The organism is Paenibacillus sp. TSM33 (assembly GCF_056099025.1).
Map to the genome: position 1 here is coordinate 99197 of NZ_JBLZXB010000013.1, position 13586 is coordinate 112782.

At 39.8% G+C, this 13586-nt stretch carries 13 protein-coding genes and 3 pseudogenes; 8 read left to right on the plus strand and 8 right to left on the minus strand.

The annotated features are described in order from the left end of the window. The first annotated feature begins 127 nt into the window (after positions 1 to 127). Positions 128 to 823 carry a pseudouridine synthase gene (locus ACN6NF_RS11485; protein WP_474317779.1) on the plus strand — a complete coding sequence of 232 codons (696 nt, stop codon included), beginning with the start codon at positions 128 to 130 and terminating at the stop codon, positions 821 to 823. Positions 824 to 872: 49 nt separating this feature from the next. Here ACN6NF_RS11485 and ACN6NF_RS11490 read toward each other — a convergent pair whose 3' ends face one another. The 3 genes from ACN6NF_RS11490 to ACN6NF_RS11500 all read right to left on the minus strand — a co-directional run bounded on the left by ACN6NF_RS11490 (position 873) and on the right by ACN6NF_RS11500 (position 4873). Then, positions 873 to 1976, minus strand: a complete 1104-nt coding sequence (locus tag ACN6NF_RS11490) for a GerAB/ArcD/ProY family transporter (protein WP_474317781.1) — start codon at positions 1974 to 1976, stop codon at positions 873 to 875. 246 nt (positions 1977 to 2222) lie between these two features. Next, a complete protein-coding gene (locus ACN6NF_RS11495; protein WP_474317782.1) occupies positions 2223 to 3431 on the minus strand; it encodes a Ger(x)C family spore germination protein in 1209 nt (402 codons plus the stop codon). Between the two features lie 14 nt (positions 3432 to 3445). After that, positions 3446 to 4873 (minus strand): spore germination protein, encoded by a 1428-nt coding sequence (locus ACN6NF_RS11500; RefSeq protein WP_474317783.1) that lies wholly within the window; start codon positions 4871 to 4873, stop codon positions 3446 to 3448. Between the two features lie 204 nt (positions 4874 to 5077). Here ACN6NF_RS11500 and ACN6NF_RS11505 point away from each other — a divergent pair. The 4 genes and pseudogenes from ACN6NF_RS11505 to ACN6NF_RS11520 all read left to right on the plus strand — a co-directional run bounded on the left by ACN6NF_RS11505 (position 5078) and on the right by ACN6NF_RS11520 (position 7334). Further along, positions 5078 to 5651: pseudogene (locus ACN6NF_RS11505) on the plus strand (LysE family translocator). Positions 5652 to 5683: 32 nt separating this feature from the next. Then, positions 5684 to 6279, plus strand: a pseudogene (locus ACN6NF_RS11510) (helix-turn-helix domain-containing protein). A 135-nt stretch (positions 6280 to 6414) separates the two neighbouring features. Beyond that, positions 6415 to 6783 carry a hypothetical protein gene (locus ACN6NF_RS11515; protein ID WP_474317785.1) on the plus strand — a complete coding sequence of 123 codons (369 nt, stop codon included), beginning with the start codon at positions 6415 to 6417 and terminating at the stop codon, positions 6781 to 6783. A 335-nt stretch (positions 6784 to 7118) separates the two neighbouring features. Continuing rightward, on the plus strand, positions 7119 to 7334 hold the full coding sequence (locus tag ACN6NF_RS11520; protein ID WP_474317786.1) for a hypothetical protein: 216 nt from the start codon (positions 7119 to 7121) through the stop codon (positions 7332 to 7334). Positions 7335 to 8158: 824 nt separating this feature from the next. Here the strand turns inward: ACN6NF_RS11520 and ACN6NF_RS11525 are convergent. From ACN6NF_RS11525 to clpP, 3 genes are all read right to left on the minus strand, one after another. Beyond that, on the minus strand, positions 8159 to 8824 hold the full coding sequence (locus ACN6NF_RS11525) for an MBL fold metallo-hydrolase (protein WP_474317787.1): 666 nt from the start codon (positions 8822 to 8824) through the stop codon (positions 8159 to 8161). 113 nt (positions 8825 to 8937) lie between these two features. Then, on the minus strand, positions 8938 to 9144 hold the full coding sequence (locus ACN6NF_RS11530) for a hypothetical protein (protein ID WP_474317789.1): 207 nt from the start codon (positions 9142 to 9144) through the stop codon (positions 8938 to 8940). A 71-nt stretch (positions 9145 to 9215) separates the two neighbouring features. After that, a complete protein-coding gene (gene clpP / locus ACN6NF_RS11535) occupies positions 9216 to 9800 on the minus strand; it encodes an ATP-dependent Clp endopeptidase proteolytic subunit ClpP (protein WP_474317790.1) in 585 nt (194 codons plus the stop codon). A gap of 199 nt (positions 9801 to 9999) precedes the next feature. Between clpP and ACN6NF_RS11540 the strand changes: the two genes are divergently transcribed. Together ACN6NF_RS11540 and ACN6NF_RS11545 are read left to right on the plus strand one after the other, a co-directional pair. Next, on the plus strand, positions 10000 to 10725 hold the full coding sequence (locus ACN6NF_RS11540) for an RNA polymerase sigma factor (RefSeq protein WP_474317792.1): 726 nt from the start codon (positions 10000 to 10002) through the stop codon (positions 10723 to 10725). Positions 10726 to 10783: 58 nt separating this feature from the next. After that, positions 10784 to 11494: pseudogene (locus ACN6NF_RS11545) on the plus strand (alpha/beta hydrolase). A 101-nt stretch (positions 11495 to 11595) separates the two neighbouring features. Here the strand turns inward: ACN6NF_RS11545 and ACN6NF_RS11550 are convergent. Beyond that, positions 11596 to 12126 (minus strand): DUF4303 domain-containing protein, encoded by a 531-nt coding sequence (locus tag ACN6NF_RS11550; RefSeq protein WP_474317793.1) that lies wholly within the window; start codon positions 12124 to 12126, stop codon positions 11596 to 11598. A gap of 131 nt (positions 12127 to 12257) precedes the next feature. Between ACN6NF_RS11550 and ACN6NF_RS11555 the strand changes: the two genes are divergently transcribed. Next, positions 12258 to 12599: a DUF2798 domain-containing protein gene (locus ACN6NF_RS11555; protein ID WP_474317794.1), complete on the plus strand. Its 342-nt coding sequence runs from the start codon at positions 12258 to 12260 to the stop codon at positions 12597 to 12599. Between the two features lie 219 nt (positions 12600 to 12818). On the opposite strand, the gene map is transcribed toward ACN6NF_RS11555, so the two are convergent. Continuing rightward, positions 12819 to 13565 (minus strand): type I methionyl aminopeptidase, encoded by a 747-nt coding sequence (gene map, locus ACN6NF_RS11560; protein WP_474317796.1) that lies wholly within the window; start codon positions 13563 to 13565, stop codon positions 12819 to 12821. Positions 13566 to 13586: the final 21 nt, after the last annotated feature.

Genomic DNA, 13586 nt, shown 5'->3' on the forward strand with positions numbered 1-13586 from the left:
TAGGGTTGTTTTCAAAGTCGAACATCTGATTATGCATATGTAATCAGATGTTTTTTAATAAAACAATATAGATTTACTCTCTATAGTTATCTATAAATCTGATGCTACGATGTAAAGGAAGTGAATCATGCGAATTAACAAGTACATTAGTGAGACAGGATTATGCTCACGTCGGGAAACGAACAGGCTGATTGCAGCAGGGCGGATTACAATTAATGGTAGCATATGTGAAGCGGGCGCAGAAGTAGAGCCACACGATATCGTGTTAATTGATGGGGAAGCTATCCCAGTTAACCGTAGTGAACCCGTATATTTGGCACTGAATAAGCCTATCGGCATTGTATGTACGGCAGCGGAACAGGTGGCTGGGAATATTATCAATTATGTCAATTATCCTTCACGTATTTTTGCCATAGGCAGGTTGGACAAAGCGTCAGAGGGACTTATTTTATTAACCAACGATGGAAGCATTGTCAATCAAATGATGCGTTCCGAGCATGGTCATGAGAAGGAATATGTGGTGACTGTAGACAAACCTGTTACAGATGAATTTACACAGACCATGTCTCGCGGCGTTGAAATATTGAACGACATTACAAAACCGTGCAAGGTTGATCGTACAAGTGAACACGAGTTTCGCATTATTTTGACACAGGGTCTAAACCTGCAAATTCGCAGAATGTGCAAGGCTTTGGGCTACCGGGTGCTAAAGCTGGAGCGTGTTCGAATTATGAATATTACCTTGGATTATCTGGAACGTGGGCAATGGAGACATCTTGAGAAGGAGGAACTGGAGCTACTTCTTGCTAAATTGCAATCATGAGTACAAAAAGTTTATTTGAGGACCGTATGTTCATACGGCCAACGCAACTTTAGTGATACTTTTTACGGAATTTCAACGATCCGCCTACTTTACCCACCAGCCATAGCACAATTGGAAACACGATACCGAAAATCATGGCGTAAAAAGGCCATACTGAGAAAAACATGGTTATAAATTGCATGTTTGGCCAAATAGAATGAACCATTGCTATTGCGATTAGGATCAGAGGAACTAAGAGGGAGTTAGCGCTTCGAAGACGAAAAGCATCTGCAAGCCCTTGCGCTGACACATATAAAAGCAGTGCGAGTCGGAAAAAAATGGTGACAAACCAAAACACGGCAACAAAAATTTCAAACCGTTGAAGAAACTCTCCGCTACTGATTGTTCGGTTAATAAAAAAAGTAGGAAACGTCAAATTAGATACAACACCTTCACTCATCACGGCGATTATTTGTAGAACCATGAAAAAATACATGCCGCCGCTAATCAAAGCACACGTTATCACTGTCTTTCTCCACTTTTTTGGATCAGGGATGTACTGTGCGAAAAAAAGATAAAGAAATGCCTCAAGATAGGGAAAGGCAAACAAATTGAACGAAGCGAGAACGATAGGGTTTAAACCATACTCAAAAATAGGGAGCACATTATCTATGTTGCTCTCAGGAAGAAGGGTAATCCTGACCAAAAGGTACAGAACAAGAAGGAAAAAAAACAGGATTTCCGCACAACGACCAATTACAGCAGGGCCTGATCGAACGGCGAAATAAATAACTATTAGCATGATGAAATAAATCGCGTCTGGGGGAGTTTCAGGCATAATAGCTATCGTGATAAAGTCGCCTAGATTTCGAAGCGTCATAATAAACACAAGAAAGGGAAAGAAAAAAATGAAAACGATGCTGATCGTCCCGCCCAAAAAAGGACCGAAGAGGCAACGGAGATGCTCTACGAAAGATTTCCCCTGTATTTGCCTAGCGATGGAGGCATATAAAGGTATCAATAACAGATGAAACCCTAAGGAGACTGGGATGGAGAGCCAGGCATCTTGTTTAGCAGTAGCGGTAATTGCCGCTGGGAGTACCAGATATGCGCTTCCTATTTGATATAATGCAAACCACATAATAGCTTGTCGAATGGTCAAGTTGGAATTCACCCCAATACCTCCTTAAGATAACATTTCTGTAAGTAACCGGCTTATCGGTTGAAATAGGATTTGAATGCCCGTCAGTGGAGTCGGCAGTTTAATGCTGACGATCCGTAGGATAATCAATATGACGCCTATAATCAACAATATTGAGCTGAATACAATTTCACGTACATATTGTTTCTCTTTAAATTTTTTAAAATCATACAACGATGTTAAAATGGAACTTACGAGAATAACATAAAGCATATGCACTCACTCCTGATTGTGTATTCCCATATCAATTGGACTGGTAATGTCTCCGAACCGAACTAAACGATAATTGAGCTGAATATCCACTTTAAGTGTTTGGAATTTTTGTGGCCAATCCTCTTTCCATTTATGCCATTCACGCGGGAACTTGCGGTGAAAAGCTTCTCCAAATCCGAATATATCGGAACCCATTTGTTGTGCGTTTCGAATGCCTCCCTTCAAAGACTGTTCCAGATGCTCTTTAGCTGTATCTTGAAGATTTCTAAATGTCTCTTCATTCTTAAGGTTGGCATTGCACGAGACCGTTCCGATATTGGATTCTGTATCCACAATAAGAGAAATGCGCGGCTCATGGTCTATTATTTGTGGTCGTATCTTTACTTTGGAACGGATTACTTCAACAACAAATTTTCCTTTGGAATTCGGACAATTGATGGAAGCTACGGTACTGGAAACACGGTTGGATATATAGGTAAAGGCTTTACTTTGCGAATCATCCATCCAATCGAGAAGTCGATCGCCCTTGAAAACACCAATTCCAGTGAAAAAATATTTAACATGTTGGGGCGACTTTGTCACATTATCAATAGTTAGACCTTTTTCTAGGTTTGTCAGTCGAATACCGGTGAGAACTGGTTCAATGCCATCCTTCGTAAATTTCTGCAAAATATCTTTTACATTGACTGCGGAGGTTGGAGCCCATGCTTTTTCAGAGTTCTTTAATGCCTTATACATATCCATTGCAGGCAAGACCTCGGTTGGAGCTACAAAAGTAACGGCCTCCTTTGCTGAGTTTTCTCTGACAACGGCCAAATAGAAATCAGGCCGAACTTCATGGTCACGAAATAGAAAGTCCAGCGGCTCCCTGATTCCTTTTTTTGCCGTTTTTTCATCAAAAATGACAAACTTTAAGTGAGACATATACATTTTTCGGGACGATTCCGTAGTTAATTTTCGAATAGCTTCAAATATGGTATCGGCGCGTTTGGAAAAAACGATCGTTGGCGTCCGTTCCATGGGGGAATTCTGAGACATTTTCGATGGGTCAACCACTTGTAAACTGACTTCATATTGGTCATCAACTGCATCAATGCCCAGAGCCATCACGACGGAAACTGCGCTCAATTCCTTACTGTTCCAGCAACCCGTAAGAAACACCATTAGCCAGATGCACATAAACAGTAATAAAATGGTGGATCGATACGAGTTCATGATGGTCTCCTCCTTTAATTTTTGCGATGTTTTTTAGTTCTATATGGAAAACGTAATATGGCATCCCTCTGCTCCGACGATTTGTAATTGGCAAAGGGGCTCAAATACGGTACACCGAATGAATGAAGCCCATTCAGATGCACAAAGAGCATGAGGATACCAACTGTCAATCCGTACACACCAAACATAGCGGCTATGCCTATGAAAGCGAAGCGTAATATCCGGATTGGAATAGCAAAGGTGTACGAGGGAATGACAAAGCTCGAAATGGCAGTTATTGCAACAACAATGACCATAACAGCCGAAACGATGTTTGCTTCTACAGCTGCCTGACCGATCACTATGGACCCGACAATAGAAACGGCTTGACCGACCGTCCGTGGCATACGAAGACCTGCCTCCCTCAGGATTTCAAAAACCACTTCCATGATCATCGCTTCAATAAATGCTGGAAACGGTACTCCTTCACGTTGCGCGGATAAGCTTAATAACAAAACTGTTGGAATCATATCCTGATGGAATGTCGTTAATGCGACATAAATGGCCGGAGCCAACATACAGATTGCCAGACAGATGTACCTTAATATTCGAATGATACTGCTGTAAAAAAAGGATTGATAATAATCTTCTGCGGATTGAAGGAAATCTGCAAACACCGCAGGTGCAAGGATGGCGAAGGGAGATCCATCCACAAATATTGCAATTTTCCCCTCCATAATTCCTGCTGCAATAGAGTCTGGGCGATCAGAATTATAATAGAGAGGAAATATCGTGAGTTGCTTATCTTCATGGAGACATTCTTCCAAATATTCGCTTTCAAGCACACCTTCTACATGCATGTTCTTTAACTTGGATATCATGTCCTGCACCTTTTTTGGGTCAGCAACCCCATGTAAATACATAACAGATACATCAGTCTTGGTTTTTTCGCCAACTTTTACCGCAGTAAGACGTACTCTTGTATCCTTCACCCTTCGACGAACCATAGTCGTATTCGTACGTAAAGTTTCTGTAAACGCTTCTTGCGGACCTCTGACCACAGGCTGTGTCTTCGAGTCCGTAATGCTGCGTTCTTCCCAGCCAGGCAAAGAAATGACCAGACCTTCATCCATATCGTCCAGTAGTAGGAGAAGGCCACCCGAAAGAATCTGTTCCAAGGCATCTTCAAAGTTTTGAGTAAAGCTTGCTTCACCAATGTCCAAAATGGCGTTTTTCAATATCGGTAAAGTAATCTCGTCAGAGGAAACACGATCATGCAACGGACGGATCACGTTGTCCTGTACCTTTTGCATGTCAGTCATTCCGTCCAAATAAAAAAGAGCGGCGTGTTTATGGCCAGCTGTGATTTCACGAACAACAAAATCCGAACTGTTTCCCATGAAGTCACAAATGAGATCGACATTCCGGCATAATTGTCTTGAAAATTTGGTATGTAACTTCATTATTACCCTCCTCAGATTTGTAGTATTAACAATAATCCAAAATAATACCACAATAAACCATAATTTTGTTCGTTGTCGTTAAGATTGATGACATCTTCAATGGAGGGGATTCGGCTATGTAAATTTACCTGCAATAACATACTATATGGTCGTTTATCTGAAGATGTAATATTGCATGAGAATACGCTAAAAGGAGTTTTCCTCATGAATATTACATCGGTTTTAATTTATTGCTTTATTGCTACTTTTACACCAGGTCCTACTAATATCGTTATATTATCTACAGTGCATCATTTTGGAGCAAAAAAGGCAATGAAATATACGTATGGAGCAACCATCGCTTTTGGTTTATTACTTGTTATTTCTGCTATATTGAATACGATGCTAATAACGATCATACCGAAAATATTAATTGTATGTAGATCATCGGAAGCTGTTATATGTTGTATCTCGCATACCAAGTTTATAAAATGGATACATCCAATCCGACCGAAAAGCAAACGGTTACCTTTATGTCAGGCTTTTTTATGCAGTTTTTAAATCCAAAGGTAGTACTATTCACAATGACTGTAATTCCTAGTTTCATTATGCCTCACTATATCGCAATACCTGCAATCATGATCAGTATTATCGCAATAAGTCTTATTTAATTTTTAGCCTTTGTGACATGGGTTCTTTTCGGTCCATTTTCAAGGAGTTTTTACAGAAACATAAAAAGATTGTTAATGTAATAATGGCCTTATTTCTAGCTTATGCTGCCATAATGATATGGATATAGGTGTACCTAATAGGGGTGATTGAAGTGGACAAATTTATTATAAAAAATCAGCAGGTATTACTGCACTATCAGCAAGTCTTTCTGACTTTAAATATAAGAAGCACTCTCACTAGGAGTATGCAGTAGGCGTAACGTTGCGTGGTATTCAAGAGTATACCTTGGATGGTAGCTTACAATTATCCTATCAAAATGGTGTGATGCTTTTTCTAATGCAATATTAAGTGAAAAAGATGAGGCTTTGTGTAGTGAATTACTCTTATCCCTCACGGATTATCTTTTTCAAACTAATCTTTCCACTGAAGATAAGAAAGATAACGTTCTAATAAGAAAAGCGAAGGATATGATTCATACCAACGTAGAACACGTACTTAAACTTGACGTGATATGTAAAGAGCTTAATTTATCGAAATTTCAGTTTATCCGATTATTCAATGCTCATACTGGAATTCCACCATACCAATACTTTCTTAACAGCAAGATCGAACGTGCAAAGCAGTTAGTAGAAAAAAATAAAGATATTTATTCAGCAGTAGCAGAATATGGTTTTGTGGATTTAACTCATTTAAATAAACACTTTAAAAGTGTCTATGGGATAACAGCATTTGAGTATATGTCAAATTTAAATTGAGGAGGAGGGAGATGTTTAAACAGGCTACAGATGACTATCCTTTTTTGGAATAGTTTACTTATGTAGTATAATATTTTTGACGGATATTCTTTTCTGTCAATTCATTTAAACATCCAAATAGAGAGGTATTTGATCATGCTATTCATTACAAAAAAATCGATCGATAAGCTAGCAGAACCTCATAGAGAATCTGACATGCTTATCTGCTATTCAACTCCACAAAGCTTTTCGGCTTATACAAGTCGAGCTATATTACTTCTAAATAATGATCGGATTATTATGCTTTTCCTCAATCTATTTTCCACTAAAGTAGTACAAAAAGTTGAATTTGAAGTAGCTGATTTACAAGAGCAAAAATATCACTCTGGACTCCTGTCTTCTGTAATATGGTCATTTAACATCAATGGGCAGCATTGGAGGTTCAGTATAATGAGAAAAATTCTTCCGCTTGGCTCCATGCAAAAGAATTTTCTGAATTTCTTGCAACAAAATATCTTAAACTAGCCACCGAGTAGATCAGTAAATTCTGTCTGCCTAAGCCAGGGGCAATTGAAAGGTGCCGGGCATGAGATTCACTATATGACGACTGGGATTTAATTATCAATTCAATTTCGATACACTTTGATACCAAATTAGTTTAATCAGCCGAACAATTAGATCAGATAATTAGAGTAGACAATGCAACTTTGCAAAGTTGTCATTAGAAATGTAGAGCTCTATCCTACGGGATAGGGCTTTTTAATTTCCCTAGTGATATATTCGCTAAAAAGTCATACAAAGTCTTTATCAGAACAGAAGGGAGAAGATGAATACAATGAGCATCTTGGAGAATTTATATTATGGAAAATGGTACCCAAGCGTACGAACCAAACCTAAAAGTAGATTACGAAGACGAGGAAAGAGTTGTATATAGTTATGGACCGAGTGAGGATGTAATGAGGAAAATAGAATATGACAAAAAGAATGAGGTCATAAACCAAATTTCACCGATAGTTTCAGAGAATTATGCTGAGAATTTTTCTTTAAGAGAGCGGGACGAAGGTTGGCAAGGATGATTATTAAAGAGAATGGAAACTTCGTAGAAAAAACGACTATTGAATCGTAAGTGAATTATATAAACTATCTTTACAAGAATCGTAGAAACAAATGGCAATGCCATTTAAGCTTTTTAAAGTAGCTCTCACATTAGGAGTTACTTTTTTTATTACATAGGTGTAGTACGAGGCTTGGGAAATACGTGTAGACAGATGGCTTTCTTTATAGATGAGAAAGTTTGTTTACACATTCTGTAATCCAACTTTCAAAAAATAAACTTCTATTTGATAAAGATTGATGGGCGTAATACTAATATTTAGCTATGAAATCTATTTATAGTAGATGTTTAGTATGCCAATAACAACTCAAATCATTTGAGTAACTAGCCGAAATACGTCTCTCATAGTAGGAACAAACAAAGAATTGGATCATTTAACCTACTCGGAAATAAAAAAATCATAGGAGATAAAATTCTTATTAAAAATTCAGATCAAGATGAGAAAGTATTAAGCGTTAGCTCAGTTCAAATTTTAACTTCAATAGCTGAGAAGAAAAATATTGGCATATGCATTGGAAAATCAGTATCTTTTAATCTTGTTAAAGTGGGGTCTTGTATTTACAGTTTCGAGGGTTAATCAATTTATTGTATTATGAAAGATCTAGAAAGAATTAAACCATATGAATTTGCTTAATAATATTGTTCACCGCCAACGGAAGCAGCAATCATTAATTATTATTGAATTTTACGCTAGTCGATACATGGAGACATCTCACGTAACGGAAAAAACCGGACCCTTTGATCTACAAGGGAATCCGGTTTTGATATCGTAGCTAAAAGTAAATTTTATAATCCTTTGCTAAGTCCTAATATCTGATCATGTATATCTCCATTACTTAATCCCCCGTGATAACAAATCACCGATGCAACATCGAGATCCAAATACTTTTTCAATGAGATACGAGCTTCACTCATATCCGGTGTAGTCGGAGCATGAATTCCCCTGAGAATCCCGTTTTCACTGTACATCGAATCCCCGGCAATGAGAATCTTACTTTGCTCTAAATAAAGGCTGATATGACCAGGGGTATGCCCAGGCGTATGGATGACTCGAATTGTTCCGCAAAACGGCAGTTCCTGACCATCTATTAAGGTATTGTCCACTCTGCCCTTCGGCGGATTCTCAAGGTGACCATCTTTTAAAAGAGGGAGTTCCCCTTGAATATACGGCTTATCCAGCTCATGCGCATATACTGTAATATTGTTGCCACATTCCTGCAAAATCTCAGGAAGACAACCTATATGATCGACATCCTGATGTGTCAGAATCACAGCTTTTAGTTTGTCGAACGACACGCCTACCTTTTCCATAGCCATGCGTAAATCTTCAATTTGTCCTGGAAATCCTGTATCTACTAACACTGCCATTTCTCGATCCTGCAACAGAATGGGATGAATCCTGTTCCCATGAAAATCTAGTTGAAGCATTTCCACTCCCTTTGAAACTTCCATAAATGATGCCTCCGTAAAAATGAAATTTTCACCAAGTGGCTCGCCGATTCATAAGTCATGAAAGGGTGGTGGGAGCTTGTGAGATCGGCGATGACCTGTGATACTATAGTAGATTATGGGGCAAATCCAACTCTGTTGGATTGTTTTTCTTTAATGTCTATGGATACGGTGCGAATGGACGTAATTGGAATAACAAGCGTCTGATATTGCGTAAGGTATTTAACATACTTGTCGTCAATCTGGTCCAATACCCCTTCGCTTGCACATGTTCCGTCAATGAAATGAATAGTTACTTCCTTGCCTTGCAAGCTTGCTAACATGATATCACCTCGTGTTTTTTTGTAGTTTCTTGGCCGGAGCAGGGAAAGCATAAAGTCGTCTTGTGCATACTCTATAAAGAAGTTATCACTTGATCGATAATGCCATATTCGAGTGCTTCCTGAGCAGACATGAAAAAATCCCGGTCCATATCTTTTTCGACTTTTTCCAAAGGTTGCCCGGTCCGTTCAGCTGTGATACGGTTTGCCTTTTCTCGAGTTAATAAAATCCGGTTTGCGCTGATCGCAATATCGCTGGCCTGCCCTTGTGCACCGCCGTGCGGCTGATGGATCATAATCTCACTGTTCGGCAGTGCCGAACGTTTCCCTTTGGCGCCCGCTAGTAAAAGGATCGCGCCAAACGAAGCAGCAAATCCCGTACATATCGTGTGAACATCAGGTTTGATGTACTGCATCGTATCATAAATGGCAAATCCTGCGGAAGTAGAGCCGCCCGGGCTGTTGATGTACATGTGAATTTCCTTTTCCGGATCTTCTGCCGCTAGGAACAATAATTGAGCAATAATACTGTTAGCCAATTGATCGTCGATGGCTGCTCCTACAAACACAATACGATCCTTTAACAGTCTGGAATAGATATCGTACGATCTTTCACCTTGAGCGGTTTGCTCAACAACATAAGGAATATAAACACTCATTTTGTATACCCCCATTTTCTTGGTTCAGTTGATTTCTCCTTGTAAACGAACCCAGACCGTAAAAAGATACGGAGTTTTTATTAGAAAAACGATTTGCGTATATGGTGTAACTTCTACAGCCCCTAATTCGTTTACAATGAAGGTAGCAAATGGTTTTGCTTTAGCAGAGGGCAGAATATGACTGTGGAGGAGAAGGCCTATGAACATAGATGATTCTATACAGATGACAGACAATTCAGTGAACATCCACAACTTTGACGAATTACAGGCGGTCCTGAAGCGTTACTGTCTGTCGCTTACTAAATCAAATTGGGATGCGGAAGAATTGGCTCAGGATACTTGGGTAAAAGCATTAGGAAAGTTAAATAATTTCGAACATACAAATCCCAAAGCGCTTTTGCTGCGGATTGCTAAAAACACCTGGATTGATGAGATACGGAGAAAAGCAGTCTTTACTCGGATATTGAACAGGGAACAAGCGAAAGTGACTGAACCGGATCATGGAACTTTTGAAATTGAGATAGCGTTGCAGTCTTTAATGAATCATCTATCACCGCTTCAGAGAACTGTCTTTTTGCTGCGAGATGTGTTCGGATATTCGATTAATGAAACATCCGACATACTGGGTACAACAGAGGGAGCGGTAAAAGTTGCACTTCATCGGGCGCGAAAATCGCTAGGAGCAGTTCAGGAGGAACTCCTCAAAGGAGAATTATCCTTACCGGAAAGTGAAAAATCGAAAAGTTTTCTAAGAGCGTTGACGGCTGCATATCAGATGGGGGATATTGCAACATCGGTTATGCTCTCTTATCAGGATGTCATGGAGCCAGATGTGATGATCGGTATCGTCAATAATAAGCTGCTCTGGAGTCACACCTCAGAAAAACGAGTTGAATCCCATACAATAAGTATGATGGCGGCGTAGTTTGTTTTTTGACCAGGAAGGCAACATACAATAGGCTGTTTTAAGCGAGGATAAAGTAATGATAAGGCAAAAATTGAAAATAGAGGGTGTTCCGGCAATTTTATGGGGCTGTGAATCGGATAAGATATTTATAGCTATCCACGGTAATATGTCACACAAGGCGGATGATGTGATCGTTATATTTGCAGAAGAAGCAACATCACAGGGGTATCAAGTCATCAGTTTTGATTTGCCTGAACATGGTGACCGCAAAGAAGAAGCGTACGTCTGTAAAGTACAAAATTGTGTTCATGATCTTGAACTCATCATGCGTTACACACAAAAGCAATGGGATGACATTAGTATTTTTGCTTGCAGCATGGGTGCCTATTTTAGTTTGCTTGCTTATAATCATTTCCCACTTAGACAATGCCTGTTTCTTTCTCCAGTGCTAGATATGGAGAGAATAATCAAGAATATGATGACATGGTTCAGTGTAAGTGAGGATAGATTGAAAGTTGAAAGAGAAATATCTACCCCCATTGGGTAAACACTTTATTGGGATTATTATTGCTATGTTAAATCACATCCAATTGATACATGGAATAAGCCAACTGCCATTCTTTATGGCTCTGAAGATGACTTGTGTGAATACGATATAATATCTACGTTTGCAAGCCGATTTCATTGTCAGCTAAAAGTGATGGAACATGGAGAGCATTATTTTCACACGAAAGAGCAACTACAGTTCTATAGACAGTGGTTGAAAGAACATGTAACCGCAAAATAAGTATCATGGGAAGCAAGGAGTTGATCTTACTGCTTCCCATTTTAATTGGTGAACAGAAAAAAGGGAGGAGATGCCTGTTCGTGAGTTGCTTCAAATAACTTCTATTGATAACGATGCAAGAAACCATCAACTAATTTGGCATTTGTCATCTGAATTACAGACTGATCTTCCAGTTCCTCGGCCATATCATCATCTGTCATGGACACGAAAAAAATAATATCTTCTTTGGATTGACCAAATTGAGTGAAAAGTACATCGTCTGTTTCCTTAACTACCTTGGCTATAATTTTTATCATTTCATCTTTATATTCAAGCACATTGTCAGTTGCATACAGAAATTTGCTAATATGATTGAGGTGTGTTGTATCGCCATATTGATATTCGCTTAATCCCCATCTATAATAATTTTCATCTTCCTTGCTGTTGCACAGGCCTTCGGCTTTCATGTTTGTGATATGTCTAACAAGTGATTCCTCCGTATTAACAGCTAGAAACAAGGTGACAAAATCGCTGTCTGTTCCAAAAGCACAGGCGTAAACCTTCTCATTTTTCACTTCTTCCAGTATGCTCTTAAGATCATCGAGAAATCCTTTCCTAAATCTTTCCTCAAATTCATTCAGAAAATTGTTCATCTAGTTCATAACGCTCCTTATGAGTTTTATAGTTGATTATATTTTACACTATTAGCTCGACTCAGTGTGTTCTAACCGTTGGAACGCGGCTTTAGTAAAGAAAATTATTTACGCTAAAGATTATTCCGTTTATGTGGATTATCGTTGTTTTGTTAGTAAGATTGGTTGCTGGACCATTAGTGGGTAAAGTGTTACCAAAACTCGTAGGACAAACAGATGGATTTAATGCTAGAGTATTATTGAATACTTTATTGAATGTCACGGTCTTATCTATTCTTCTAACCATTATAGGAACTTGGGTGGGTACGAAACAAATAAGCCTAGAACCTTTTCAGAACTTCTTTCACAGTTGGTTTAGAAATTTTGGTGTAGCATTTTGGATTGAGCTATTGGTTGCTCAGCCCATAGCAAGATTTGCAATGAAAAAAATACACGCAAGACAGACTAGCCAAGCAGAGAGTGTAAATCCGTAACAACTAGTAGATTGATTAAAAATAATGTAATTAAAAAAACGCATAGCAATGTGGTTTTTCGTAAATTTGTAAAGTTACAAACCATGTAAAAAAAGCGCTGATCCCAAGCTGGACCAGCGCTTTTTCGCGTTTCGGATAACGAACTTTCATCAGGCCGAGCAGGCGGGGTTGGCGACTTATTTCCTAAAATGACGTATTCCCGACTGTTCGGCTTTATTCTTACTGGGCCGTTAAAATCAGTGGGCCGTCCTGTGTAACTGCGATCGTATGCTCATATTGCGCCGACAGCTTGCCGTCAGCGGTTCTCGCCGTCCACTGATCGTCGTCGATCGTGATACGGAACGTACCTTCGTTGATCATCGGTTCAATCGTAAACACCATGCCTTCCTTTAACCGAATACCTTTGCCAGCTACGCCGATATGCTCGTAGCTCGGCTCCTCGTGCAGGTTCCGCCCGATCCCGTGCGCCAGCAGATCGCGTACGACCGAAAAGCCGTTTGCTTCCGCATGCTGTTGAATCGCCGACGTTATGTCGCCGAGCCGGCCCCCGGGGAGCGCACGGGCGATCCCCAAATCTAAGCATTCCTTTGCCACCTTCATTAATTTTTGCGCCTCCGGCCGGATATTGCCCACCGCATAGCACCAGCACGAATCGCCGAACCATCCGCCGTATTCCACAACGATGTCGAGCTTCAACAAGTCGCCGTCTATAAGCGCCTGGTTCGAAGGAATGCCGTGGGCGACCACATCGTTGACCGAAATGCAGGTTTCGGCAGGGAAACCGTTGTACCCTTTCGTAAACTGCTTGCCGCCCAGTTTAGTGATGTGTCTGGCAACAAAGTCATTGATTTCCCGGGTGGTGATTCCAGGCTGGATCAGTTTGACCACCTCGCGGTAGCAGTCCGCAACGATCTGGCTCGCCGGTCTCATTTCTTCGATTTCTCTAGGTGATTTTAAAATGATCATCTTGCTTGTTCGCTCCTTATC